Source organism: Mesorhizobium sp. P3_B5, assembly GCF_056402815.1.
On sequence record NZ_JBFUGR010000014.1, the window covers coordinates 70,717 to 96,487 of the forward strand.

The window sequence follows — 25,771 nt, forward strand, 5'->3', positions numbered from 1 at the left end:
CGCATGAGCGACCGGCTGCGCCTTACCATTCTCGGCTGCGGCTCGTCGCCTGGCACGCCGCGCATCACCGGCGACTGGGGCAATTGCGATCCGGCCAATCCACGCAATCGCCGTATGCGCACCGCGGCACTGGTTGAGCGCATCGCGGCGAAAGGCGGCAGAACCACGGTCGTCATCGACACCGGACCGGATTTCCGCGAACAGATGCTCTTGGCGTCGGTCAAGCGCATCGACGCGGTCATCTACACGCATCCGCATGCCGACCACATCCATGGCATAGACGATCTGCGCGGCTACGTGCTCGAGCAGCGCCACCTGATCGATATCCATGCCGACCAGCCGACGATGCAGCGCCTGCGGCAAGCGTTCGGCTATTGCTTCGAGACGCCGCCGGGCAGCTCCTATCCGCCGATCGTGCGGGCGCATCTCATCGACCACACCAGGCCGGTCGTGATCGAAGGCGAGGGCGGTGCCCTCACCCTCGAGCCGCTGCCACAGATCCACGGCGATATCATATCGCTGGGTTTTCGCATTGGCGGGCTGGCTTATTGCCCCGATATCATCGACTTCCCGGATGCCACTGCCGAGCGTCTGCGTGGGCTGGACGTGCTGGTCATCGACGCGCTGCAGTACAACACGCATCCCAGCCATCTGTCGCTCGGCCAGGCGCTTGGCTGGATCGAAAAACTGGCGCCGAAGAGTGCCGTGCTGACGCATATGCACGTGCCGCTCGACTATGCCACGGTGATGGCCGAGACGCCTGACAATGTCGAGCCGGCCTATGACGGCATGACGATCGAAATACCTTATGAGTCAGTGTGATACGAATAGCGCTTCATGAGGACTTTCGGCTCGTTGGTCCGAATATCAGCAGCGTCCCAATCCGCTCATATCCCATGCGGGGATAGAGCAGCGCCCCAGCGTGCGTCGCCATCAGCACCGAGCACCGCGACCCACGGGCCTGGTCGTCGTGCAACATTTTGGACATCAGTGCCTGACCAATGCCGCGGCGCCGGTGCGAAGGTTCGACATACATGGCCTCGCACCAGGTGGCGCCGACGGCATCGACGCTGCGCACGCGCCCGACAATGGCGTCGCCATCAACCGCCACATATTGGCGGAACGGCGCACCGTCGCCGAGCAGATCGTCGGCTATCGGCCGTCTGCGTATGATCTTTCCCAGTTGCGCCGCGCGCTCGGCTGTCTGCACGCGTTCGATCGAAACCACAGCCGGCGGGCTCGGTATCCGGCGCAGCGACTGGACGAAAAAGCCTTCGGTACGCAGCAGCCGGTAGCCGAGAGCCTTGTATGCGGTTCGCACCGGCTGATCCGGCTCGTCGTTCGCGATCACCACGGAAATCGCAAAGCCCGGCCGTGCGTGCTGCCGCACGATTGTATCGGCTGCCTCGGCGGCCATGTCATGGACGATCCATTCCTCGCCACGGTAGTCGCGCGCATTCTTGCGCGGCGCATCGCGCATCAGCCACAATGGCCCCACGCGGTTGGCCTCGTATGGAAAGGTGCGGCTTTTGCCGATGCTGTAGCCGTGCACGAACACTTCGATCGCCGCTTCGATCTCACGCTTTGCTGTCGTCATCCGTGCAGCGTAACCTCGGCCAACGGCTCAAGGCAACACGCGTCGATCGTGCCAAGCCTATGAAAATCCGCAGCAATTTCCAGCTGCAGGCCAATGCATCAGTTCCATAATCTATCTTATGCGACTTTCCGACGACAACTCCGGTAGCCATATTGAGATGCGAAAGTTCAGCATCTTAGAGCGGCGGCAGTCCCCGGCTTTCACGGTAGCCGGGCGGATCTTCAACCACCACCATTGCTATTTTTTGTTGGACAACGACGAAGCGCAGTACATTCGATGCCAGCATGAACTCCGTTGGCTTGGCACATGTCCACTCAACTTTGACAACGTCGGCAACAACACCTGAGTCGCTGGTGGCTTTTCGTTCTGTTTGAAAGAGAAACTTCGAACAATCCGCTTCAGGAAGATGTTTTACAAACTCTGGAAAAACCCCTGCCAAATCCCCACCGAAGTCAAATATGATCCAGACTGCATCAGGCGTCAGCAAAGTTTTGGCCTTTTCCGGATTCTCGATCGAGAGGTTAATGTAGGTCTCGACGAGTTGGGCAGGCGCAAGGCCGGAAGCGCTCGCAGCGGCGATTGAAAGGAAAGCAGCAGTCGCCATCACGATGCAGCTTGACTTCGTGGCGGGCGGCAGCGGCCCTTGTGCGGCAACAGTTTCGTTCGCTCGGCGATCGCTCAAATCTGTCAGTCCGATTTAGAGTAGACGCACTATGACTACGCTTACTGACGTAAGGCAATATCCGCGATGCGGTAGAGAACTGCCGGTCTCTTCAATGTCACGAACGGGGATGAGAAGCTCGGGATGAGAAGCTAAAGACGGGAAGCTAAACTGGAACGCACCCGATCGGGTTACGCAACCCCGACGAGCTTACGCCAAACTCAGCAAGGAAATCCGACATGCCTCCGCATCCCAGCTTTCTCGATTTTCCCGCGCATCTGTCCGACGGCGTGCAACCGCGCATCGTGCTGTTCGGCGCGCCACATGGCAGCACCTATCCCGGCGCTGATCCCACAGGTTTCGCCGGCGCGGCGGCCGCCATCCGCGCCGCCAGCCAGGGCGATGTGCAGTTCCTCGACAGTTGGGACTTCGACCTTGGCGGCCCGCTCTTCGAAGGCCGTGAGACGTGCTGCGTCGATGCCGGCGATCTGCCGACGTCGGTCCTGGACAGTGCCGGAAACCGCAAGCTGATCGAACAGAAGACGCGAGCCATCCTTGCCGCCGGCGCCGCACCGCTGATGATCGGGGGCGATGATTCCGTGCCGATCCCCTTCATCGCCGGATTTGCCGATCATGGCCCGATCTGGATCCTGCAGATCGATGCCCATATCGACTGGCGCGACGAGCGCTTTGGCGAACCCTTGGGCTATTCCAGCACCATGCGCCGGGCAAGCGAGATGCCCCATGTCGCCGGCATCGTGCAGGCGGGTATCCGCGGGCTTGGCAGTGCCCGCCCCCTGGAGGTCCAGACCGCTAGGCATTGGGGCGCGCACCTCGTAACGGCGCGCCAGATCAACGCGGAGGGCATCGACGCCGCCCTCAGGCACATACCCGAGGGCGCGCGTGTGGTCGTGACACTCGACTGCGACGGGCTCGATCCCAGCGTGATGCCGGGCGTCGCCGGTCGCACGCCTGGCGGGCTGACCTATCAACAGGCGATCGGACTGATCGAGGGGGTGAGCCAGCGCGGGCGCCTTGCCGGCTTCGACCTCATCGAATTCCAGACGTACGCCGATATCGACGGCGTCACGGCCCTCACCGCCGCGCGGCTTCTGGTTAACGTGATCGGGCGCATTGTCAGGCAGGTTTGAGCCCCGTCACAGAAGCGCGCTCCAGCCGACCGGCATTTGCAATGACAGTGCCGTTCGTCGTAGCCATTCCGACCGCTTGATTTCAGAGGAGACGGGAGCATGGAGCGATTCACCGGCGGTTGCCTGTGCGGCGACGTCCGATTCGTGGCGTCTGGTGCCCCATACCGGGTCGGCATTTGTCACTGTCTCGACTGCCGCAAGCATCATGGCGCCCTCTTCTACGCTGCGGCGGTGTTCCCGCAGGATGCGGTGACCATCGAGGGCGAAACACGCGACTATCTCGGCCGGTTTTTCTGTCCCCGTTGCGGCTCGTCCGTTTTCGCACGCAGCGCCGACGAAATCGAAGTGCATCTGGGATCCCTGGATGCCCCTGACCAATTGATGCCAACCTACGAAAGCTGGACCGTCCGTCGCGAGTCCTGGTTGCCGCCGTTTCCGCTTACGACACGATACGCGCGCGGTCGTGACGCCACGGGCCGCTCTGAGGATTAGCCCGCCCGGACAGCGCCTTCATACGCCGGTGCGTCAGTCCGGCAGGCCAGCCTTGTGGAAGCCATCAACGAAATGCTCAAGCATAGCGTCGTCACGGAATGGCTCCGTCATGACCCAGTGGCGGGTTGTGAAATGCGGGTTGCTGACGAGGAACATTTCAACCTCCGCGCGCGCCTCGTCGAGCCGGCCGAGTTGCGCAAGGCTTGCCGCCAGGAAACGGCGTGAGCTTGTACGATAGGTCTCGTCCCGGCGCAGTGTTTCGACAGCGGCCTCGTAATCGCGCGCCGCATATTGCGCCTGGCCGAGCGTCAGATAGTACCAGCTTGCCGGAAACGGGTTCAGCCGGAACGCCTTGCGAATCTGCTCGAGCCCCTCCTCCACCCGCCCGCCCAGGATCGTGATGTCGGACAATGTCGCCCAGGCGTCGGCCTCGTTGGGGTCGAGCGCGAAGGCCTTGGCGAACTCCGCATCCGCCTCGGCGAAGCGGCGTTCATAGGCCAGCAGGTTGCCCAGCACCCAATGGCAGCCGGCATCGTTGGGGTCGATCGCCACGGCTTTCCGCGCCAGTTCCAGGGCAAGGCTGCGGTTGGGTTCAATGGGTTCGCCCCAATGCACCCATCCCATCCAGTGGTTCATGGCGAGCCAGCGATAGGCTTCGGCGTAGTCAGGATCGAGCGAAACCGCGCGCGTCAGCATCAGATGCGCTTCCCGCGCCGTCTGCGGCGAATCATCGATGAGCTTGCGCGCGCGCACGCAGAGATCGTAGGCCTCGAGATTGTTGGGCCGGTTGCGCGGCGGCGGTGCTCGCAGCCGGCCGAGCAACGCCTCCACGATCTTGGCCGTCACCTCGTCCTGAACGGCAAAGATATCCTCCAGGCTGCGATCGAAGCGTTCCGCCCATAGGTGCTCGCCGCTCTTCGCGTCGACCAGCTGGGCGTTGATGCGCACGCGCCCCGCGGCGCGTCTTGCGCTCCCCTCCAGCAGATAGCGCACACCAAGATCCTCAGCGATCTCACGCACGTCCATCGCCTTTCCCTTGTAGGCAAAGGTCGAGTTGCGGGCGATAACGAACAGGCCGGAGACCCTCGACAGGTCGGTGATCAGGTCTTCGGTCAACCCATCCGCGAAGGCCCCCTGCTCGGGATCGTTGCTGAAATTGACGAAGGGCAGCACGGCTATCGATGGTTTGTCGGGCAGCGGCAAAGGTTTTGGCTTCACGCCAGCGAGCTGTTCGACGGCCCCGGTGAAGCGGTAGCCGACGCGCGGAACCGTGGAGATCCATTCGCCTTCGGCGGGCGGACCCAGCAGCTTGCGCAGCTGCGCGATCTGGACGGTGAGGTTGCCTTCCTCGACGGCCGTGCCCGGCCACGCCGCATCCATCAACTCGGCCTTGCCAAGGATTTCACCCGGCCGTCCGACGAGCGCCGCAAGCAGCTTCAGCCCGCGGTAGCCAACGGCAATGGGAACATCGTCCCGAAGCAGCGTTCCCGCAGCGGAATCAAGCACGAACGGACCAAAGGCAAAGCGCGATCCCTGCATAAGGCGCATCTATAGCCGGTTTGGAACTTTTGAGAACTATTTGGGAGGGCTTAAGTACCGCGCCGTCCGTATCCGGCAGAATTCAGCCTCATTCAGGTCGAGGGCCCCAGACTTCAACAGAATGGGTCCCTCAAACCATATGGAGGTTGCCATGACCAATACTCTTGCGCCGGCCTCGTGTCAGGCAGCGCGCCCGGGAATGCCCGCGGCGCCGACGTGGCGTCGGCACCTGAAGACCCTGCGAAGCCTCATCGCGACCTGGCGTGATGGGAGCTGGCGCGAGCGGATACACTTTCGCTGGCAACTCAGGCAAATGGCGAAGGACAATCCGCATCTGATCGACGATATCGGCCTGACGAAACGGCAGGTCGAGGCAGAGACCGCTAAGCGCTTCTGGCAAGCATAGGGCGAGTGCTGCAACCACACGCGAGCGCCCGACCGAGCTGTGTACCGCGTCTAACGCAGATGGATTTGATAGCTCAGCTCGCGCTTCTCGGCCGGCGCAATCGGCATGATGCCCGGCTTGTCGGTGAACTCGCCATCGAAATCCGCCGGGCTTGCGATGCCGTGCCAGGGTTCGATGCACAGGAACGGCGCACCCCCCGGCTTGGACCAGATGCCGAGTTCCTGAAATCCCTGCCACGAGACCTCAATCGCCGGACCCCGGTCGGCGGCGTAGCGCACGCTGCTGCTGGCCGGTCGATCCATGATGACGGCATCCTCGTCAAACAGCCGTTCGGACAGCGCGAGAACCTTGCCTTCGACAGGCGTGGGCTGTGGCGCTGCCAGCAGCAAGCCGTCTTTCAGCCGGCGGATCGGCGCATGCTCGGCATTGGCAAAGTCCAGCCGGTAAGCTTCCTTGGGCAGATCCAGCAGCAATGGCCAGTTGAATGCCGGATGCGCCCCGATCGACGCCGGCAGCGGCTCGTCGCCGGTGTTGGTGATCTCGAAAGCTATGCCAACTTGCCGGCGCTCGAGCGTGTAAGTCACGGCCAAGCGAAAAGCGAACGGGTAGCGTGCGCGGCTATCAGCGTCATCGGTGAGAACCAGCGTACAGGATCGAGGCCCCCTCTCCGCCCAGTCAAACCGTTTGTCGCGAGCAAATCCGTGCTGCGTCAGCGGATAAAGCTGGCCGCGATGGCGCAGTTGATCTCCCTTCAGCCGGCCGACGATCGGAAACAGCACCGGCGAATGACGCGGCCAGGCCGGACCCGCCTGCCAAAGGAACTCGACCCCTTCAGTGTTTCGAAGCGAGACCAGTTCGGCGCCCTGCGCGACTATGGTCGCCGAGATGCCGTTGGCCTCGAGCGTCTGACTGTCCTGTGACACTTTCCCTCGCGTGGCAGATCTATGGGCTGATGTGGCCGCAGGTTAGCAAAAGCCTTGATAGACTCAAAGCTGTTGAGATCGCGGTCTACAGGAACCGACTCGTTTGAGACCTGGCGCAAATGAAAGCGCTGGCGAAGCACGGCCGATTTGCGTATCACTCCGCCGCCAACGGAACCGCGCCGATGTTCGAAGACCTCCAGCCTGCCCCCACGGACAAGATCCTTGCCCTGATCGGCCTCTATCGCGCCGATCCACGCCCCGGCAAGGTCGACCTCGGCGTTGGCGTCTACAAGGATCGCGATGGCAAGACGCCAGTCATGCATGCCGTGCGCGAGGCCGAAAAGCGGCTGCTGCAAAGCCAGGACACCAAGACCTATCTCGGCCTTGCCGGCGACACGGCTTTCAACACGGTGATGGCGAAGCTGGCCTTTGGCCCCGCGGCCGACCTGACGCGCATCCGCGCCGCGCAGGCGCCGGGCGGCTCCGGCGCGTTGCGGCTGGTGGCCGAATTGCTGAAGCGCACGCGCTCCGATGCCACGATCTGGCTGTCGGACCCGACATGGCCGAACCACATGCCGGTGATGCGTGCCGCTGGCCTGCAGATCCGCGAGTATCCCTATTTTGACGCCGCCACCGGTGCCGTGCGCTTCGCCGACATGCTGGCTGCGCTACGCACCGCAAAGAGCGGCGACGTCGTGCTGCTGCACGGTTGCTGCCACAACCCGACTGGCGCCAATCTCGACATCACGCAGTGGGCCGAGATCGCCGATCTCTTGGTCGAGCGCGGCCTGCTGCCCTTTGTCGACATTGCCTATCAGGGCTTTGGCGAGGGCCTCGATGCCGACGCCGCCGGGTTGCGCCTGCTGGCCGCAAAAGTTCCGGAAATGGTCGTTGCCTCGAGCTGCTCGAAGAACTTTGCCGTCTATCGCGACCGCGTCGGCGCGGCGATGGTGCTGGCCAAGGACGCCGCGCAAGCCGACGTGGCGATGAGCCAGATGCTGTCGGCGGCGCGCGCCATGTATTCGATGCCGCCGGACCACGGCGCTGCCGCGGTGCGCATCGTGCTTGAAGACGACACGCTGCGCACCGACTGGGAAGCGGAGCTGGAAGACATGCGCCTGCGCATGCTCAGGCTTCGCGTGGCGTTCGCTGAGGCGCTGCGGCGGCAGTCCAATTCCGATCGCTTCGATTTCGTCGCCAGCCACCGCGGCATGTTTTCCCGGCTTGGCCTCAGCGAGGCGCAGGTCGAGCGGCTGCGTGCCGAACATGGCGTCTACATGGTCGGCGACAGCCGCATCAACGTCGCCGGCCTGCCGGAGGACGGCATGGATGACCTGGCCAAGGCGATCGTCTCCGTCCTCGACTGACACGGCTCGTCCTGCTCAACTGTGGACAATGCGCCCTCGCCGGCTGACGGCATTGGCCGCGCGACCGGGTGCAGGATAGCATCCGGCCGATGAAACCTTCGCAAGACATTTCCCGGCTGATCGAGATCATGGCGGCGTTGCGGGCGCCGAAGACCGGCTGTCCGTGGGACATCGAGCAGGATTTCTCGACCATCGCCCCCTACACGATCGAGGAAGCCTATGAGGTGGCGGACGCGATCGCGCGCGGCGATCTCGACGACCTGCGCGACGAGCTCGGTGACCTGCTGCTGCAGGTCGTCTATCACGCGCAAATGGCGCAGGAGGTCGGCGAATTCGCCTTCGGCGATGTCGTCCAGGCCATCACCACAAAGATGATCCGGCGCCATCCGCATGTCTTCGGCGACGAAGAGGCGCGCAGCGCCGGCATGGCCAAGGGCATGTGGGAAAGGATCAAGGGCGAAGAAAGGGCCGAAAAGCGAAGCGCCCGCCTCGCCCGTGGGCTCGATCCCGAGGACAACGGCAAGGGTTTTCTCGACAGTGTGCCGGTCGCCCTGCCCGCGCTGACCCGCGCGCTCAAACTTCAGGAAAAGGCGGCCCGCGTCGGCTTTGACTGGAGCGAGGCGGCACCGATCCTCGACAAGATCGAGGAGGAAATCGGTGAATTGCGCGAGGCGCTGGCCAAGGGCGACACCGCCTCGATCAAGGACGAATTCGGCGACATGCTGTTTGCGGTCGTCAATCTCGGCCGCCACCTCAAGCTCGATTCCGAAGCGGCGCTCAGCGGCACCAATGAAAAATTCCGCTCGCGCTTCAACTATGTCGAGCGCGCGCTGGAAAGCTCCGGCAGCACGCTGGAAAAGGCGACTCTGGACGAAATGGAAGCACTCTGGCAGCAAGCCAAGAGCGCTAAATAAAAGCCGCTAACCGTTGTTTTTACGGTGCAAACGGCTTTCGATCTCTTGTTTGGCGCTGTGCGTGGCCATGAGCGAGATGGTTGTGCTGCCATCCTCGTTGTCGGCGCGCGATACGATGTCGCCATTGCGGTAGAGCCAGTCGACAAGCCCGAACTGCGCCGGTTTGATCGTCACGGTCAACTCCTCCAGTTCGCCCGACATCCGTGTCTCGATGATCGCCTTCAGCGCATCGATGCCCTCACCGGTAACCGCCGATATGGCGACCGGCGGCGCCTTGCCGTCAGCACCGTCGGCAAGCAGCCTCGCCCGGTTGCCTTCGTCGAGCCGGTCGATCTTGTTCCAGACTTCGATGACGCGCTTGGCGTCGCCGGCATCGACACCGAGATCGGCCAGGATGCGCTCGACATCCTCCGCCTGCGCGGCGGTGTCGGGATCGGAGATGTCGCGCAGATGGATGACGAGGTCGGCCTCGACCACCTCTTCCAGCGTTGCCCGGAAGGCGGCGACCAGATGCGTCGGCAGATCCGAGATGAAACCGACCGTGTCCGAAAGGATGATCGGCGTGCCATGCGGCAGGCGCACCCGGCGCAGCGTCGGATCTAGCGTGGCGAACAGCATATCCTCCGCCAGCACGTCTGCTCCGGTCACCTTGTTGAACAGCGTCGACTTGCCGGCATTGGTGTAGCCGACAATCGCCACCACCGGGAACGGCACCTTCCTGCGCTTGGCGCGGTGCAGGTCACGCGTGCGCCGCACCGTTTCCAGCTCGTGCTTCAGCTTAATGATCTTCTCCTGCAACTGCCGCCGGTCGGACTCGATCTGCGTTTCGCCGGGGCCGCCGAGGAAGCCGGCGCCACCGCGCTGGCGTTCCAGGTGGGTCCAGCTGCGTACGAGCCGGCCCTTCTGGTAGTTGAGATGCGCAAGCTCGACCTGCAGCGTGCCTTCCTTGGTCCGCGCGCGCTCTCCGAATATCTCGAGGATCAGCCCGGTGCGGTCCAACACCTTGGCGTTCATCTCTTTTTCGAGATTGCGCTGCTGCACCGGCGTCAGCGGATGGTCGACGATGACCACTTCCGCGTGCCCCTCTTTGACGATCTCGGCGAACTCCGCGACTTTGCCGCTGCCGAGCAAGGTCGCCGGGCGTGGATCGTTGACGGTCACCACCGCCGTGTGGATCAGATCGAGGTTGATGGCGCGCGCAAGGCCGACCGCTTCGTCATGGCGGGCCTCGGCCGAACGCGTCAGCCGTGGACGGTTCGTCTCGTCGTCATTGCGCTGGTGGCGGGTAAGGACGGGCACAATGACAACGGCCCGGGTCGGGCCCTTGGCTTCCGTCCCGGGATGATGCGTTGGTTTTCCGCGAACTGTAGCGTCCGCGTCTTTCTCACGTGCCAATCAGGCGCCCTGGCTTTCCTCGCCATCGAACATCTGAACCGGCTGGCTCGGCATGATCGTGGAAATGGCGTGCTTGTAGACGAGCTGAGAATGACCGTCACGCCGCAGCAGGACACAGAAATTGTCGAACGAAGTGACCACGCCGGTCAGCTTGACGCCGTTGATCAGGAAGATGGTGAGTGGGTTCTTGCTCTTGCGAACTGAGTTCAGGAACAGGTCCTGAAGGTTTTGCGATCGTTCCGCCATTGTTCTTGTCTTTCGCCGATCCCCTTCGGTTTGCAGCCCAGTGCGCCAAACTAAACGGCACATGTCAAGCGCGCAAACCCCCTCTTGCCGTCAGTAACGACAAGCAGAACGAGATATATTGATGTGCATTCCACCTGTGCGGTTATCAGGCTGGACTTTTTTCCGCAATGTCAAAAAAGGCCTGCCGCAACGAAAGTGTCACAGAACCGGGATGTCCGTTGGCGACCGGATCGCCATCGATGGCCACGACAGGCATGGCAATTGTCGTCGCTGAACTGATGAAAGCCTCGCGCGCGGCCTTGGCCTCAGTGACCGAAAAACCCCGCTCCTCGATCTTTAAGCCGAGCTTGGCTGCCACCTCGAACAGCGTCGTGCGGGTGATGCCGCGCAGGATGCCATGCTCGGCTGGCCTGGTGACCAGAACACCATCCCGCGTGACGATCCAAGCGTTCGATGAGCCGCCTTCCTTGACGTTGCCGTCGATGTCGACAAACCACGCTTCTTGGGCGCCGGCTTCCTTGGCCTTCTGCTTGGCCAATACATTGGGCAGCAGTCCAACCGTCTTGATGTCGACCCTGTCCCACCGGTTCTCGAGCACGGTGATGACGGCGATGCCGGTCTCGGCTCGCTTTGCTCCAGCCGCCGGATCGGCCTTCCTGGCGGTCACCACCAGGGACGGCTTGGTGTCCGCCGCCGGGAAAACAAAGTCCCGGCTAGCGACGCCGCGCGTCACCTGGACATAAACCAGGCCGTTGGTGACGTGGTTGCGGTTGACCACTTCGCGCAGGATGAGCGGCAGCACACCTTGGGTGACCGGCCAGGCAATCGACAATTCGGTCAGCGAGCGGTTCAGCCGTGCGAGATGGCGCGGCATGTCGACGATGAAGCCGCGTGCCACCTCGCAGACCTCGTAGACGCCGTCGGCGAACTGATAGCCACGGTCTTCGATATGCACGGCAGCGTCGGCATGGGCGACGTAGCGCCCGTTCACATAGGCAATGCGCGGCATTCAGAAACCCTCGAGAATAGACCCGGCTGTCTTTAGGCGATTCCGCCGCCGCCGTAACCGACAATTGCGTGGGCCACGGCGAGCTGGGCCGATCAGACGCCCAGCGACTTCAACTTGCGGTGAAGTGCGGAACGCTCCATGCCGATGAACTCAGCCGTCTTCGAGATGTTGCCGCCAAAACGGTTGATTTGGGCGATCAGATAGTCCTTCTCGAACTGTTCGCGCGCTTCGCGCAGCGGCAACGCCATGATGTGCTGATCGGACTGGTTTGGCGTGCGCGGCATGACATCGCCGATTTCTGCCGGCAAAAGGTCGGCGGTGATCGGCGCATCGACATCGTCGCCACGCGCCAGGATCATCAGCCGCTCGACATTGTTGCGCAGCTGGCGGACGTTGCCGGGCCAGTTGTGCGCCTGCAGCACCGCCAGCGCATCATCGCCGATGCGACGAGGCCGGATGCCGGCCTGGCGCGCAATCTGCTTCATGAAATTGTCGACCAGATAGGGGATGTCCTCGCGCCGCTCGGCCAGCCCCGGCACCATGACCGGAACCACCGCCAGGCGATGATAGAGATCCTCGCGGAAACGGCCGTCGGCGATCATCGCCTCCAGGTTCTGCGAGGTCGACGAAATGATGCGGACATCGACCTTGACCCGCTTGGTCCCGCCTACCCGCTCGAATTGCTGCTCGACCAGCACGCGCAGGATCTTGTTCTGCGTCTCGCGCGGCATGTCGGCCACTTCGTCGATATAGAGGATACCGCGATGCGCTTCTTCCAGCGCCCCGACCTTGCGCTCGACACCGTTGGATTCGGTGCCGAACAGCTCGATTTCCATGCGCTCGGGCGTGATGTTGGCGGCACTCAGCGTCACGAACGGTGCGCCCTTGCGCGCCGACAGCGTGTGGATGGCACGCGCCGCCAGTTCCTTGCCCGAACCGGAGGGGCCGATGATCATGACGCGGCTGTTGGTCGGCGCGACGCGCTCGATGGTCTGCCGCAACTGGCTCATCGCCGACGACATGCCGATCAGGTCGAAGGTTTCGCCGCTGCGCTGCTTGAGATCCGAAACCTCGCGTCTCAATTTGGAGGTCTCGAGCGCGCGTTCGGCAATCAGGATCAGCCTGTCGGCCTTGAACGGTTTCTCGATGAAATCGTAGGCGCCACGGCGAATGGCCGACACCGCCGTTTCGATGTTGCCATGGCCGGAGATCATCACCACCGGCAAGGTCGGGTGCATGGTTTTGATCTCGTCAAGCAATGCCAGGCCGTCGAGACGCGAGCCCTGCAGCCAGATGTCGAGGAAAATCAACCGTGGCGCCCGGTCGGCGATCGCCGCCAGCGCGCTGTCGGCATCGAATGCCGTGCGGGTTTCATGACCTTCGTCGCTCAGAATGCCCGCGACGAGTTCACGGATGTCTTCCTCGTCATCGACGATGAGAATATCAGACGCCATTACCGACCTTTTCAGTTTCTCTTTCGTGTTCCGCCCTGCCCTCGCCACGCGACGGCGCGGCAGCAGTGGCGGCGGCGGCGGGCGGCAGGATGATGCTGATCATCGCGCCGCGCCCTTCGTGGAAATCCTTTGGAGCGTCATGCAGTTCGAGCCGTCCGCCATGGTCCTCCACGATCTTCTTGACGATTGCCAGACCGAGCCCGGTGCCCTTCTCGCGTGTCGTCATATAGGGCTCGAGCAGCCGTTGGCGATTCTCGCGCGGCAAACCTTTGCCATTGTCGATGACATCGATTCTGATTGCGCCATTCTGGCGCCCGGCTTGAATCCGGATTATGCCGTGCGGGCGGTCATTTTGATCAAGTCCGTCAATGGCCTCGGCGGCGTTCTTGATGACGTTGCCGAAAGCCTGCGCCATCAGGCGGCTGTCGAACGTGCCCTTCAGCGGCTCGTTGCCGAAGACGCGTTCGAAAGCGATGTCGGCACGGCTCACCTCGACCAGGAACGAAGCCTCACGCAACGATTCGCGCAAGTCGATAGCCTTCATCTCGGGCTTCGGCATGCGGGCAAAAGCCGAGAATTCGTCGACCATCCGACCGATGTCCTCGACCTGCCGGATGATCGTGTCAGTGCACTGGTCGAAAATTTCGCGGTCCTCGGTGATGACCTTGCCGAAGCGGCGTTTGATGCGCTCGGCCGAAAGCTGGATCGGCGTCAGCGGGTTCTTGATCTCGTGGGCAATGCGCCGCGCCACGTCGGCCCAGGCCGACGAACGCTGTGCCTGCACCAGGTCGGTGATGTCGTCGACCGTCACCACATAGGATTTTTCTTCCGACCCGTCGTCGCCGGCCTCGATGGTGATCTGCACGTTGAAGGTCCGCTCGGCACCGGCGCGATAGAAGGTCACCTGCTCGCGGTAGACCGGCTTGCCCGACTTGCGGCCGATCTCGAAGACGCGGCCGACATGCGGCAGCACCGCGGAAAGGTTCTGCCCGAGCGCTCCGGTCGCCGATATGGCCAGCATCGTCTCGGCCGATTTGTTGACGATGGTGACGATGCCGTAAGGGTCGACGCCGATGACGCCGGCGGTAACGCCGGCAAGCACCGCTTCCGAAAAGCGCCGGCGCTCGTCGATCAAATCCTTGGCGGAGAGGATCTCGTTGCGCTGCGATTTCAGCTCCAGCAGCATCTTGTTGAACGTATCGCCGAGCGATGCGACATCGCCGTCGGAAGGTCGAACGGCGACGGCGACGTCGAGATTGCCGGTCGCAACCTCGTCAGCCGCACCGATCAGCTGGCGGATTGGCCGCACCAGGCGGTCGGCGACCGCAATGCCGGTCCAGATGGCCGACAGGATGATGATCAGCGTCAAGGACAGATAGGGAAGCGCAAACGCCACCTGTGACGTGCGGCGATTTTCTTCCAGGCCGCGATATTCTGCGGTGTTGGACTGGACGATCTGCCGCGCCTTGATGACTTCGGGATCGACGAGGCGAATGGTGTAGAGATAGAGCCCTTCGATCTCGCGCAACTTGACGATGGCGCCCATGATGTTGCGGGTCTTTGGTTCGATCAGCACCGGCTTGCCGTCGGCAGCGCTGGCTACGGCACCTTCCGGCGGCTCGGGCATGGCGAAATCCGTGTCGGTCTTGGCGCTCATGACGAACGAGCCGTCAGGCTTGATCAGCGCCGCATGGGCCAATGTTCGTCCGACGGCTTCCTTGTTCATGAGGTCGAGAAAGCCAGTCCTATCGAGGCCGTAGAGCGTGCGCGACGCATCGAGGTCATAGGCCATCGACAGTGTCGTACCCTGCAGATTGCGGGCGTTTTCCTGCACATAGGCATCGGCGATCGACAGCGACGAATTGACGATCGTCTTGGTGCGGATCTCGAACCAGCGGTCGAGGCCGATATCGAGCGTGATCGAGGCGATGATGGCCACCATGATGGCGGGAATGGCAGCGACCAGCGCAAACATCGCCACGATGCGCACATGCAACCGCGACGCCGCCTTGCCGTGCCGGCGCGCCATCGCGATGCGATGCACCTCGCGGCCAACCAGCGCGATCAGGAACAGGACGAAGGTGGCATTGAGCGCAATAAGCGCCAGCGTCGTCTTCTCGTCCGGTGTGATCGGCGTGGCGCCGACGAGAATGGCAAACGAGATCGCGGCCGTAATCAGCGCACCGGCAATTGCAACCACGCCGGGCAACGCAAGCAGCCGGCGCCCATCCCTTGCGCCAGGTTCGCTGAAAAGCGGTTCGTTCAGTGTCGGAGCCTGCGGAGCCATGTCGCCGTCTGGAGCCATTGATTGCGTCGGATGTATGCAACGCATTGTGGCGATTATGCAACAAGTGTGACCGAGACGGAAATCTTTCGGCGCTCGATCCCCGGAAAAACGGCGGGCCTACACCCTTTCGTCCGGATTTGTGATTTCAAGACCTCGACGATTTGTAGACGTTGACGCCGAGCTCGCGAATCTTCTTGCGCAGCGTATTGCGGTTCAAGCCCAGCAGTTCCGCGGCCTTGATCTGGTTGCCGCGCGTTGCCGTCATCGAGGCCAGCACCAGCGGATATTCGACCTCGGACAGAATGCGCTGGTAGAGGCCGGCAGGCGGCAATTCGCCGGCAAATGACGTAAAATAGCGCTGCAGGAAATGCTCCACCGCCTGGCCGATGGACAGGTCGTCCGGAATGAGGTTGCCGCCGCCCGGAACCACCGGCCTCTCGCCGGTCTTCAGTTCGGCTTCGATGATCTCGGCCGAAATCTCGTCCTGGGAGTAGAGGGCGGCAAGCCGGCGAACCAGGTTTTCCAGTTCGCGCACATTGCCGGGCCACGGATAGCGCTTCATCAACTCGATGCCGCCAGTGGAAATGCGCTTGGTCTGCAGGCCTTCCATGGCGCCAAGCTTGAAGAAGTGGCGCACCAGATCCGGAACATCCTCGGACCGCTCGCGCAACGCCGGCAGCCTGAGCGGCACGACGTTCAGGCGATAGAAAAGGTCCTCGCGAAACAGCCCCTGGTTGATCAGCGTGCGCAAATCCTTGTTGGTGGCGGCAACGATGCGCACATCCGTCTTGATCGGCGTGCGTCCGCCGACCGTGGTGTATTCGCCTTGCTGCAGCACGCGCAGCAGCCGCGTCTGCGCTTCCATCGGCATGTCGCCGATCTCATCGAGGAACAACGTGCCGCCTTCAGCCTGTTCGAAACGGCCGGTGGAGCGGTTCTGCGCGCCGGTGAAGGCGCCCTTCTCGTGGCCGAACAGTTCCGATTCGATCAGGTCGCGCGGGATCGCCGCCATGTTGATCGCGACGAACGGGCCGCCACGGCGGCGGCCATATTCGTGCAATGCACGGGCGACGAGTTCCTTGCCGGTCCCCGATTCGCCCGAGATCATCACCGTCAGATCGGTCTGCATCATGCGCGCCAGCATGCGGTAGATGTCCTGCATGGCCGCCGAGCGGCCGACCAGCGGCATCGTTTCCGGCTGCTCGGCCGGACCCGTATCGATCTTCGGCCGCCTTGGCTCGGAAAGCGCCCGATTGACGATGTTGAGCAGCTCGGTCAGGTCGAACGGCTTCGGCAGATATTCGTAAGCGCCGGTTTCAGAAGCGCGAATCGCGGTCATGAAGGTGTTTTGCGCACTCATGACGATAACTGGCAGTTCCGGCCGTGCCTTCTTGATGCGCGGCAGCATGTCGAAAGCGTTCTCGTCCGGCATGACCACGTCAGTGATCACCAGATCGCCCTCGCCCGCAGCCACCCAGCGCCACAGCGTCGAGGCGTTGGAGGTCACGCGCACCTCATGGCCGACGCGCGACAGCGCCTGATTGAGCACGGTGCGGATGGCCGCGTCGTCGTCGGCGACGAGAATATTGCCGCGAACCGTCATTTGCGGTCTCCTTCGCCTTCATCATCGGCAGTGTCGTAGGGTGTTTCTTTCCAGGCCGGCATCAGGATGCGGAAGGTGGTTCCGCGCGGCGTCGAATCGCATTCGATGATGCCGCCATGCTCGCCGACGATCTTCGCCACCAGCGCCAGACCGAGGCCTGAACCATTCGGCTTGGTGGTGATGAACGGGTCAAACAGGATCGGCAGGATGTCCTCGGAAACTCCGGAACCATTGTCGCGCACGCAGAATTCCAGCGGCAGCGACACGCGATCCTGCGTCCCCGGCACCGAAACGCGGATGCCCGGCCGAAAAGCGGTCGACAGGATAATCTCGCCGTGCGGGTCGCTGCCGATCGCCTCGGCGGCGTTCTTGACCAGGTTGAGGAACACCTGGATCAGCTGGTCGCGGTTGGCGAACACCGGAGGCAATGATGGATCATAGTCCTCCAATATCTTGATTCGCTTGGCAAAACCATTTTTGGCGATCGCCTTCACATGGTCGAGGACGACATGGATGTTGACGGGGTAGCGGTCGATCGGCCGCTCGTCGGAAAACACCTCCATGCGATCGACCAGCGAGACGATGCGGTCGGTCTCGTCGGTGATCAGCCGGGTCAGTGCGCGATCCTCGTCGGAAGCCGAGAGTTCGAGCAGCTGGGCGGCACCGCGAATGCCCGACAGCGGGTTCTTGATCTCGTGGGCGAGCATGGCGGCAAGGCCGGTGACCGAGCGCGCCGCCCCGCGATGCGTCATCTGCCGGTCGATCTTGTCGGCCATGGACCGTTCCTGGAACATCACCACAACCGAGCCAGGGAATTCCGGCACCGGCGCGACATAGAGGTCGACGACCTTTTCGATGCCGAGACGGGGCGACGACACATCGACGCGGTACTCGTTGACCGGCGCGCGGCGCTCGCGCACCTGGTCAACCAGCGTCAGCAGCGGGCTGCCGAAGGGAATGAGTTTTGGCAACGTGTTGCGGGCGAGCATGGTCGCACTCGAGCGAAAGAAGTCTTCGGCATCGGCATTGGCGTAGGTGATGAACCCGTCCGTATCGACCATGATCACCGGTCGGCGGATGGTGTTGAGCACGATGTGGGCGGCTTTCGCCATGTCGGTGCCCTGTGTAACGGTGGCGTTCATGCCGCGCTCCGCAGGTTCATCTCACCGGCAGCGCTTGAAAACACATCGCGCAGATCAGCGATGACGCGGGCGGGTTCGAACGAGGTCAGGATCGCCTTGCGCCGGTCGTCGGCAACGCCGGCGGCGTTGCGGTCGAGGTACCAGCCGAGGTGCTTGCGTGCCTGGCGCAGGCCGCTTTCGACTCCGTAAAGGGTCAGCATGTCCTCATAGTGGGAGACGATGTAGTCGGCCATGGCTGCCGGGCTTTCCGGGATGCCGGAGGCTGGATTGCCCGCTGCGGCCGCGGCGATTCTGCCGGCCGTCCATGGCGCGCCGTAATGGGCGCGGCCGATCATCACCGCATCGGCGCCCGACTGGTCAAGGATTTCGGCGGCCTCCGCCGGCGAGCCGACATCGCCATTGGCGACGACCGGGATCGACACGGCGTCCTTGATGCGGGCGATAGCGCGCCAGTCGGCCTTGCCTTGATAGAACTGGCAACGCGTGCGGCCATGCACCGTCACCATCCTGACGCCGGCCTGTTCGGCGCGGCGCGCCAGCATCGGCGCGTTGAGCGCGCTTTCGTCCCAGCCGAGCCGCATCTTGACCGTGACCGGCACCTCGACGGCACCAACCACGGCCTCGATCAGCGACAATGCGTGGTCGAGATCGCGCATCAGCGCCGAACCGGCATAGCCGCCCGTCACCTTCTTGGCCGGGCAGCCCATGTTGATGTCGATGATGTCGGCGCCCTCACCGGCGGCGATTCGCGCGCCTTCGGCCATATGCGCGGCCTCGCGGCCGGCAAGCTGGACCATGTGTACCGGCAGGCCGGAGTGACGGATGCGCAGGTCGCAACCGGCCCTGCCCTTGGCAAGCTCACCGCTGGCCACCATTTCGGATACGACGAGGCCCGCACCGTGCGCATGGGCGCGCTGCCGGAAGGGTTCGTCAGTTATTCCCGACATCGGCGCAAGAAAGACGCGATTGCGGATTCTCACGCCGCCCACGTCCAGCGGCGAAGCCAATTTGGTCACATCAGGCATGCACAAAAACCAAGCATGTTCAATTCCTGCACATTCTCTAGCCAGAAAGGCGGCAATGTGCAACGCGGAATGACGCCACATCAAGACGCATTTGGGAAAATGCTGGCCTTCGACGATAGCCGCGACTAAGGCACTCACAATGACAGATGCAAGCGAAAAACAAGCGGCTGTGGGCGACAAGGTTGGCGTGGTTATCGTCGCCGCCGGCCGTGGTGCGCGTGCCGGCCAGGCCGATGGCCCGAAGCAGTACCAGAGCATCGGCGGCAGCGCGGTCATTGCGCGCACGCTGGATATGTTTCTTTCGCACCCGAGAACCGGTCCCGTCATCGTCGCCATTCATGCCGACGACCGCGCGCTCTTCCGCCGCGCGGCTGGCGCAGATGCCGACCGGGTCACAGCCGTGATCGGCGGCGAATCGAGGCAGGCCTCGGTCCGGCTTGGCCTGCTTGCGCTGCGGGAACATGCGCCGAGCCGGGTTCTCGTTCATGACGCCGTGCGTCCCTTCGTAAACGCCGGCCTGATAGACCGCACGATCGAGGCCATAGGCGAGCGCCAGGGCGCGCTGCCGGCTCTGCCCGTCGCCGACACGCTGAAGCGCGAGTCGGCTGCCGGCATGATCGAAGAGACTGTGTCGAGAAACGGGCTTCATGCCGCGCAGACACCGCAAGGCTTTCCGTTCTGGCCGATCCTGGCTGCGCACGAAAAGGCCCATCATCTGGGCAAGACGGATTTCACCGACGACGCCGCGATCGCCGAATGGGCGCATATTCCGGTAAAAATCGTTCAGGGATCACCGGACAATGTCAAACTGACCTGGGCAAGGGACATCGCGATGGCGGATCAGCGGCTTTCCGGCGAACATCAGCGTTTTCCCGACATCCGCACCGGCAACGGCTATGACGTGCACGCGTTTGAGCCCGGCGACCATGTCACTTTGTGCGGCATTGCCATCCCGCACGGCAAGAAACTGTCGGGACATTCGGACGCCGATGTCGGCCTGCATGCCTTGACCGACGCGCTGCTCGCCACCTGTGGCGCCGGCGACATCGGCACGCATTTCCCGCCCTCCGACCCGCAATGGAAGGGCGCGGCTTCAAAAATCTTCGTCGAACACGCGGCGAAGCTGGTGCGCGGGCGCGGCGGGCGGATCGCCAATGCCGACATCACGCTGATCTGCGAGGCGCCGCGCGTTGGCCCGCATCGCGAGGCGATGACGCAAGCCCTTTCGGCGATGCTGGGAATTTCCAGCGACCGCATCTCGATCAAGGCGACAACCAACGAAAAGCTGGGCTTTGTCGGCCGCGAGGAAGGCATAGCGGCTATCGCCACCGCCAGCGTCGTGTTTCCCGGCGAAGTCCCCGAATGAGCAACGCCGAGCTCGCCAACGCCCTGCTCCTGGCATGCCAGCAACGCGGCATCATGCTGGCGACGGCCGAAAGCTGCACCGGCGGCCTGATCATCGCCGCGCTGACCGACATCGCCGGCTCATCGGCCGTCGTCGATCGCGGTTTCATCACCTATTCCAACGAGGCCAAGATGGAGATGCTTGGCGTCTCCGCCGCCACGCTCGACGCGCATGGCGCCGTCTCGCGCGAAACGGTGCTGGAGATGGCGGCCGGCGCGCTGGCGCATTCGCGCGCGAGCCTTTCTCTTGCCGTTACCGGCATAGCCGGCCCAGGCGGCGGTTCGGCCGACAAGCCGGTCGGCCTGGTCTGGTTCGGCCTGGCGCTCGCCGGCCAGCCGGTTGTCGCCGAGCGCCAGCTGTTTGGCCACAAGGGTCGCGAATTCATCCGCCACGAGACGGTGAGGCACGCGCTGCAACTCGGGCTGCGCGCGCTGGGCGCTAATTAGGCCGGCTCTCCATAAATGACGTCGGCGCGCTTCTCGAACGCCTCGGCGAACATGCGGAAGGCGCGGTCGAACATGGTTCCCATCACCGCGCCCAGAATGCGGCTCTTGAACTCGTAGTCGATGAAGAAACGGACGGTACAGCCGCCCTCGGCCGGCTCGAAGCGCCAGACATTGCTCAGATATTTGAACGGGCCATCGATGTATTTGACATCGATGGCGTTCTCATCCGGCTTCAACAGCACCTGCGTCGAGAACGTCTCGCGGATCGCCTTGTAGCCGATGGTCATGTCGGCAACGAGAATCGTCCGGCCGTCGCGCTCCTTGCGCGAACGAACCGTCAGCGCTTCGCAAAGCGGCAGAAATTGAGGATAGGTCTCGACATCCGCGACCAGCGCGAACATCTGCTCCGGCGTATGGGCGACGCGGCGAGTGGCTTCGAATTTAGGCATGAAACCAGCGTGTTAGGCTGATTTCTTGAGCAGCGCTTCACGCGCCGCGCGCAGCCTGGCGAAATCGTCGCCGGCGTGATGCGACGAACGCGTCAGCGGGCTCGACGCCACCAGCAGGAAACCCTTGGTCCGGCCGATCGTCTCGAAGGACTTGAATTCCTCCGGCGTGACGAAGCGGATCACCGGATGGTGCTTTTTCGACGGCTGCAGATACTGGCCGATGGTCATGAAGTCGACATTGGCCGAGCGCAGATCGTCCATCAACTGCAGGATCTCGTTCCGCTCCTCACCGAGGCCAACCATGATGCCGGATTTGGTGAAGATCGACGGATCGAGTTCCTTGACCCGCTGCAGCAGCCTGATCGAGTGGAAGTAGCGCGCGCCAGGCCGCACCGTCAGGTAGTTCGACGGCACCGTCTCCAGATTGTGGTTGAAGACGTCGGGCTTGGCCGCCACGACGATCTCCAGTGCACCCTCCTTGCGCAGGAAGTCAGGCGTCAGGATTTCGATGGTCGTCAAAGGCGTCGCTGCCCGGATGGCGCGGATGACTTCGGCGAAATGCTGGGCACCGCCATCAGCGAGATCGTCGCGGTCGACGGAGGTGATGACGACATGGCTCAGCCCCATCTGCTTGACGGCGTGCGCGACACGCGCCGGCTCGTCGGCATCAAGTGCGGTCGGAATGCCGGTGGCGACGTTGCAGAAAGCGCAGGCGCGCGTGCAGATCTCGCCCATGATCATGAAGGTGGCGTGCTTCTTCTCCCAGCACTCGCCGATGTTGGGGCAGCCTGCTTCTTCGCACACCGTCACCAGCTTGTGCGACTTTACGATCTCGCGCGTCTCGGCATAGCCCTTCGACATTGGCGCCTTGACGCGGATCCAGTCGGGTTTGCGCAGCACGTCCTGGTCGGGCTTGTGCGCCTTTTCAGGGTGCCGCAGGCGCGGCGCGTTGGCGATCGTGTCGAGGACAGTGACCATCTTGAACCTGGTTCGTTGGCGATCGCCTTTCGGGCTTTCGCTTTTCATAAATCATCTAAGGCTTTTCGGCACAAAGAAAAAGGCCGTAGCGGCGCATGCCGCCACAGCCCTTTTCGCATACCTAGAATTGGTGCGGACTAACGACGCACCATGCGTCCGACCGCGATCAGCAGGCAGGCGCCGATGAAGCCGGTGATCAGAAAAGCGAACCAGCCGACACCGAAGGGGCCGAAATGCAGCGCTTGCAGGATGGCATTGAGCACGATCGCGCCGACAATGCCGAGAACGATGTTCATCAGGATGCCGGTGTTGCTCTTCATGAACATCTCGGCGAACCACCCCGCCAGCCCTCCGATGAAGATGGCTGCGACCCAGCCCACGCCATTCACGTCCATATGCTCTCTCCTCTGGTAACGGGTGAAAATGCATCCGGAAACGAATTACCTTGCCGTTAGGTTCCTTGGCTCCGGCGTGTGAGTCTCACGACGCCAATTTATCATGCGTTGAGCGCGCGGCCATAGGCATCGAGCACGCTCTCTTTCATCATCTCTGACAGTGTCGGATGCGGGAAGATCGTGTGCATCAGCTCTTCCTCGGTGGTTTCGAGGTTCATCGCCACGACAAAACCCTGGATCAGCTCGGTCACTTCGGCGCCGACCATATGCGCGCCGAGCAGCTGGCCGGTCTTCTTGTCAAAAATGGTCTTGATGAACCCCTGGTCCTCGCCGAGCGCGATCGCCTTGCCATTGGCGGCGAACTGGAAGCGGCCGACGCGGATGTCCTTGCCCTCGGCCTTTGCCTTGGCTTCGGTCAGGCCGACGGAGGCGACCTGCGGGTTGCAATAGGTGCAGCCCGGGATCTTCAGCTTGTCGATTGCGTGCACGCCGGGGACATTGGCGATCTTTTCGACGCAGATCACGCCCTCATGCTCGGCCTTGTGGGCAAGCATCGGTGGTCCCGCGACATCGCCGATGGCGTAGATGCCGGGAACGTTGGTCTTGCCATAGCCGTCGACGACGACGCAGCCGCGGTCCGTCTTCACGCCGAGCGTTTCCAGCCCGAGGCCCTCGATGTTGCCTTGCACGCCGACGGCCGAGATCATCCGGTCGGCGGTGATCTTCTCGACCTTGCCGTCCTTCATCTCGATATGCGCAGTGACCGAGTTGGCACCTTTCTCGACCTTGGTCACCTTGGCTTCGAGGATGATCTTCATGCCTTGCTTCTCGAACTGCTTCTGCGCGAATTTCGAAACCTCGGCGTCCTCGACCGGCATCACCGCCGGCAGAAGCTCGACCACCGTCACCTCGGCGCCCATGGTGCGATAGAACGAGGCGAATTCGATGCCGATGGCGCCCGAACCCATCACCAGCAGCGATTTCGGCATCTCCTTCGGCACCATCGCCTCAAAATAGGTCCAGATGAGCTTGCCGTCCGGCTCGATGCCGGGCAGCGCGCGCGGCCTGGCGCCAGTCGCCAGGATGATGTGCTTGGCGGTGTAGGTGCCCTCGCCCTTGACACCCTTCGGCACCGGCGGCTGCGGTTCCATCGGCTTCTTGACCGTCTTGGACACCACGATCTCGCCTGGTTTGGTGAGCTTTGCCTCGCCCCAGATCACGTCGACCTTGTTCTTCTTCATCAGGAAGGAAACACCGCCGTTCAGCCGCAGCGAAACCTTGCGCGAGCGGTCGACCACGGCAGCGGTGTCGACGCTGACCTTGCCGTCGAGCTTCAGCCCATAGTCCTTCAGGTGATCCGAATAATGCATGATCTCGGCCGAGCGCAGCAGCGCCTTGGTCGGTATGCAACCCCAGTTGAGGCAGATGCCGCCGAGATGCTCGCGCTCGACGATCGCCGTCTTGAAGCCGAGCTGGGCGGAACGCACCGCCGTGACATAGCCGCCGGGACCGGAGCCGATGATGATGACGTCGTAGGATTCAGCCACGGGTTTTCTCCCTGATTTTCTTTCTCTAGAGTTCCAGCATCACACGCACCAACGGCGCCAGCGCGTTGCCGATATTCCGCGTGTTTTCCGCATCGAGATGGACGCCGTCGAGCGGCGTGGTCACGGCCACGGTGCCGGCATCGAAGAATCCGCAGCCGGCCTCGTCGGCAAGCGCGGAATATTGCGGCGCCAGCCGCTTTGACGCCTCGTCGCCGCCGGCAAACATTTCCCTGAATTCGGCATTGTCGGTGCGGCTGACCGCGGGCGGCGCGACGATGAGGATCTGCGGCGCGGCACAGCCGAACGGGTAGTCATGGCCGCGCACGATGTCGATCAGCCGCTGGATGCCTTGCTTGGCCGCGAGCGGATTGCCGTGGATCCAGGGCTTCATGTCGTTGGCGCCGAGCATAATGACGATCAGGTCGAGCGGCGCATGCGTCGTCAGCACAGTCGGCAACACTCTTGCGCCGTTGCGGTCGGCTCCCGCCAGATGATCGTCGAAAGCCGTGGTACGGCCGTTCAGGCCTTCGGCGATAATTTCGACATCGTCGCCCAACGCAGCCTGCAGCACGCTCGGCCAGCGGTCCTCCAGCGCATGGCGGCCGAGGCTCGCCGCGTCATAGCCCCATGTCAGCGAGTCGCCATAGCAAAGGATGGTTTTCATGCGCTTGCCTCTGCCTTGACCAGCTCGCGGCTTACCCGCCAGCGTACGAACAGCCATTGCACCACGATTGTCACCAGCCCCGGCAGGCCAAGGCCGGCAACCATCGGAATGTCTTTGCTCACCACCGCCGCACTGCTGTCGGCATAGAGGATCAAGGCGACCAGCAGGGCAATCAATACCGCGAAGACGATCAGCGACCACTTGCCCGTCCTTGCCACGGCCGCGACCGGATCGGTCATGAGCTGCGCCACGAAGAAGACAAAGGTGACAATGAAGGTCACCAACACCGAAGCCATGAAGACGAGGATGTATTCTTCCTGCGCATTGGTGATGACGGCCAGTTCCTGCGCCACCAGCCCGCCGGCCAGACCGGAAAGGATCAGAGCAAAAAGGCTGGTGACGAATTTCCGCACCGCCCTTTTCCTTCCTAGACCAGCATGCCCATCGGGTTTTCGATCAGCCGCTTGAAGGCGACCAGCAGTTCGGCGCCGAGCGCGCCGTCGACGGCGCGGTGATCGGTCGACAGCGTCACCGACATCACGGTGGCGACCTTGATCTCGCCATTCTTGACCACGGCGCGCTGCTCGCCGGCACCCACCGCCAGGATCGTCGCATGCGGTGGGTTGATGACGGCGGCAAAGTCCTTGATGCCGAACATGCCGAGATTGGACACCGC

27 protein-coding genes are annotated in these 25,771 nt (G+C 62.9%); 8 read left to right on the plus strand and 19 right to left on the minus strand.

The features are described 5' to 3' along the window. Positions 1-3: 3 nt before the first annotated feature. Positions 4-822 carry an MBL fold metallo-hydrolase gene (locus AC1DVW_RS25670; protein ID WP_477326834.1) on the plus strand — a complete coding sequence of 273 codons (819 nt, stop codon included), beginning with the start codon at positions 4-6 and terminating at the stop codon, positions 820-822. A gap of 13 nt (positions 823-835) precedes the next feature. On the opposite strand, the gene AC1DVW_RS25675 is transcribed toward AC1DVW_RS25670, so the two are convergent. Together AC1DVW_RS25675 and AC1DVW_RS25680 are read right to left on the minus strand one after the other, a co-directional pair. Next, on the minus strand, positions 836-1,597 hold the full coding sequence (locus AC1DVW_RS25675) for a GNAT family N-acetyltransferase (protein WP_477326836.1): 762 nt from the start codon (positions 1,595-1,597) through the stop codon (positions 836-838). 175 nt (positions 1,598-1,772) lie between these two features. Continuing rightward, positions 1,773-2,279: a hypothetical protein gene (locus tag AC1DVW_RS25680; RefSeq protein ID WP_477326838.1), complete on the minus strand. Its 507-nt coding sequence runs from the start codon at positions 2,277-2,279 to the stop codon at positions 1,773-1,775. 218 nt (positions 2,280-2,497) lie between these two features. Between AC1DVW_RS25680 and AC1DVW_RS25685 the strand changes: the two genes are divergently transcribed. Then, the gene (locus tag AC1DVW_RS25685) at positions 2,498-3,409 is read left to right on the plus strand and encodes an arginase family protein (protein WP_477326840.1); all 912 of its coding nucleotides are present in this window, start codon (positions 2,498-2,500) and stop codon (positions 3,407-3,409) included. A gap of 99 nt (positions 3,410-3,508) precedes the next feature. Beyond that, positions 3,509-3,901, plus strand: coding sequence for a GFA family protein (locus AC1DVW_RS25690; RefSeq protein WP_477326842.1), 393 nt, complete (start codon positions 3,509-3,511; stop codon positions 3,899-3,901). 33 nt (positions 3,902-3,934) lie between these two features. Here AC1DVW_RS25690 and AC1DVW_RS25695 read toward each other — a convergent pair whose 3' ends face one another. Next, positions 3,935-5,449 carry a winged helix-turn-helix domain-containing tetratricopeptide repeat protein gene (locus tag AC1DVW_RS25695; RefSeq protein ID WP_477326844.1) on the minus strand — a complete coding sequence of 505 codons (1,515 nt, stop codon included), beginning with the start codon at positions 5,447-5,449 and terminating at the stop codon, positions 3,935-3,937. A gap of 190 nt (positions 5,450-5,639) precedes the next feature. On the opposite strand from AC1DVW_RS25695, the gene AC1DVW_RS25700 reads away from it, so the two are divergent. Then, the gene (locus AC1DVW_RS25700) at positions 5,640-5,846 is read left to right on the plus strand and encodes a DUF1127 domain-containing protein (protein WP_477326874.1); all 207 of its coding nucleotides are present in this window, start codon (positions 5,640-5,642) and stop codon (positions 5,844-5,846) included. A gap of 50 nt (positions 5,847-5,896) precedes the next feature. Here the strand turns inward: AC1DVW_RS25700 and AC1DVW_RS25705 are convergent, their stop codons facing one another. Next, positions 5,897-6,769 carry an aldose 1-epimerase family protein gene (locus tag AC1DVW_RS25705; RefSeq protein ID WP_477326846.1) on the minus strand — a complete coding sequence of 291 codons (873 nt, stop codon included), beginning with the start codon at positions 6,767-6,769 and terminating at the stop codon, positions 5,897-5,899. A gap of 182 nt (positions 6,770-6,951) precedes the next feature. On the opposite strand from AC1DVW_RS25705, the gene AC1DVW_RS25710 reads away from it, so the two are divergent. Next, positions 6,952-8,136 carry an amino acid aminotransferase gene (locus AC1DVW_RS25710; protein WP_477326848.1) on the plus strand — a complete coding sequence of 395 codons (1,185 nt, stop codon included), beginning with the start codon at positions 6,952-6,954 and terminating at the stop codon, positions 8,134-8,136. An 89-nt stretch (positions 8,137-8,225) separates the two neighbouring features. Next, on the plus strand, positions 8,226-9,050 hold the full coding sequence (gene mazG, locus AC1DVW_RS25715; protein ID WP_477246782.1) for a nucleoside triphosphate pyrophosphohydrolase: 825 nt from the start codon (positions 8,226-8,228) through the stop codon (positions 9,048-9,050). A 6-nt stretch (positions 9,051-9,056) separates the two neighbouring features. On the opposite strand, the gene hflX is transcribed toward mazG, so the two are convergent. The 8 genes from hflX to dusB all read right to left on the minus strand — a co-directional run bounded on the left by hflX (position 9,057) and on the right by dusB (position 19,211). After that, positions 9,057-10,445, minus strand: coding sequence for a GTPase HflX (hflX, locus tag AC1DVW_RS25720; protein WP_477246780.1), 1,389 nt, complete (start codon positions 10,443-10,445; stop codon positions 9,057-9,059). Continuing rightward, positions 10,446-10,691 carry an RNA chaperone Hfq gene (hfq, locus tag AC1DVW_RS25725; protein ID WP_006202172.1) on the minus strand — a complete coding sequence of 82 codons (246 nt, stop codon included), beginning with the start codon at positions 10,689-10,691 and terminating at the stop codon, positions 10,446-10,448. Positions 10,692-10,836: 145 nt separating this feature from the next. Continuing rightward, on the minus strand, positions 10,837-11,700 hold the full coding sequence (locus tag AC1DVW_RS25730) for a D-amino-acid transaminase (protein ID WP_477326850.1): 864 nt from the start codon (positions 11,698-11,700) through the stop codon (positions 10,837-10,839). 92 nt (positions 11,701-11,792) lie between these two features. Continuing rightward, positions 11,793-13,154 (minus strand): nitrogen assimilation response regulator NtrX, encoded by a 1,362-nt coding sequence (ntrX, locus tag AC1DVW_RS25735; protein WP_477246777.1) that lies wholly within the window; start codon positions 13,152-13,154, stop codon positions 11,793-11,795. Next, on the minus strand, positions 13,144-15,441 hold the full coding sequence (locus tag AC1DVW_RS25740; RefSeq protein ID WP_477246775.1) for a sensor histidine kinase NtrY-like: 2,298 nt from the start codon (positions 15,439-15,441) through the stop codon (positions 13,144-13,146). The genes ntrX and AC1DVW_RS25740 overlap by 11 nt, the downstream gene beginning before the upstream one ends. A 145-nt stretch (positions 15,442-15,586) precedes the next feature. Beyond that, on the minus strand, positions 15,587-17,044 hold the full coding sequence (gene ntrC / locus AC1DVW_RS25745; protein ID WP_477246773.1) for a nitrogen regulation protein NR(I): 1,458 nt from the start codon (positions 17,042-17,044) through the stop codon (positions 15,587-15,589). After that, positions 17,041-18,186: a two-component system sensor histidine kinase NtrB gene (locus tag AC1DVW_RS25750; protein WP_477326852.1), complete on the minus strand. Its 1,146-nt coding sequence runs from the start codon at positions 18,184-18,186 to the stop codon at positions 17,041-17,043. The genes ntrC and AC1DVW_RS25750 overlap by 4 nt, the downstream gene beginning before the upstream one ends. After that, on the minus strand, positions 18,183-19,211 hold the full coding sequence (gene dusB / locus AC1DVW_RS25755; RefSeq protein ID WP_477326854.1) for a tRNA dihydrouridine synthase DusB: 1,029 nt from the start codon (positions 19,209-19,211) through the stop codon (positions 18,183-18,185). Before dusB ends, AC1DVW_RS25750 begins: the two co-directional genes overlap by 4 nt. Before the next feature lie 139 nt (positions 19,212-19,350). Here dusB and AC1DVW_RS25760 point away from each other — a divergent pair, with 139 nt between their 5' ends. Together AC1DVW_RS25760 and AC1DVW_RS25765 are read left to right on the plus strand one after the other, a co-directional pair. Then, entirely contained in the window at positions 19,351-20,577 is a 1,227-nt protein-coding gene (locus AC1DVW_RS25760) for a bifunctional 2-C-methyl-D-erythritol 4-phosphate cytidylyltransferase/2-C-methyl-D-erythritol 2,4-cyclodiphosphate synthase (protein ID WP_477326856.1), read from the plus strand. After that, a complete protein-coding gene (locus tag AC1DVW_RS25765; protein ID WP_477276061.1) occupies positions 20,574-21,062 on the plus strand; it encodes a CinA family protein in 489 nt (162 codons plus the stop codon). Before AC1DVW_RS25760 ends, AC1DVW_RS25765 begins: the two co-directional genes overlap by 4 nt. Here AC1DVW_RS25765 and AC1DVW_RS25770 read toward each other — a convergent pair. The 7 genes from AC1DVW_RS25770 to AC1DVW_RS25800 form a co-directional block, all read right to left on the minus strand. Beyond that, positions 21,059-21,511 carry a type II toxin-antitoxin system RatA family toxin gene (locus AC1DVW_RS25770; protein WP_477326858.1) on the minus strand — a complete coding sequence of 151 codons (453 nt, stop codon included), beginning with the start codon at positions 21,509-21,511 and terminating at the stop codon, positions 21,059-21,061. The two genes, AC1DVW_RS25765 and AC1DVW_RS25770, sit on opposite strands and share 4 nt — an antisense overlap. Before the next feature lie 12 nt (positions 21,512-21,523). Next, the gene (gene lipA, locus AC1DVW_RS25775; RefSeq protein ID WP_477246761.1) at positions 21,524-22,489 is read right to left on the minus strand and encodes a lipoyl synthase; all 966 of its coding nucleotides are present in this window, start codon (positions 22,487-22,489) and stop codon (positions 21,524-21,526) included. Positions 22,490-22,626: 137 nt separating this feature from the next. Then, positions 22,627-22,884 (minus strand): GlsB/YeaQ/YmgE family stress response membrane protein, encoded by a 258-nt coding sequence (locus AC1DVW_RS25780; RefSeq protein ID WP_477326860.1) that lies wholly within the window; start codon positions 22,882-22,884, stop codon positions 22,627-22,629. 101 nt (positions 22,885-22,985) lie between these two features. Then, positions 22,986-24,431 (minus strand): dihydrolipoyl dehydrogenase, encoded by a 1,446-nt coding sequence (gene lpdA, locus AC1DVW_RS25785; protein ID WP_477326862.1) that lies wholly within the window; start codon positions 24,429-24,431, stop codon positions 22,986-22,988. Between the two features lie 25 nt (positions 24,432-24,456). Next, positions 24,457-25,095 carry an SGNH/GDSL hydrolase family protein gene (locus tag AC1DVW_RS25790; RefSeq protein ID WP_477326864.1) on the minus strand — a complete coding sequence of 213 codons (639 nt, stop codon included), beginning with the start codon at positions 25,093-25,095 and terminating at the stop codon, positions 24,457-24,459. Continuing rightward, entirely contained in the window at positions 25,092-25,508 is a 417-nt protein-coding gene (locus AC1DVW_RS25795) for a hypothetical protein (RefSeq protein WP_477276049.1), read from the minus strand. The genes AC1DVW_RS25790 and AC1DVW_RS25795 overlap by 4 nt, the downstream gene beginning before the upstream one ends. A gap of 14 nt (positions 25,509-25,522) precedes the next feature. Further along, the coding region (locus tag AC1DVW_RS25800) for a 2-oxo acid dehydrogenase subunit E2 (RefSeq protein ID WP_477326866.1) at positions 25,523-25,771 on the minus strand (249 nt) is incomplete at its 5' end.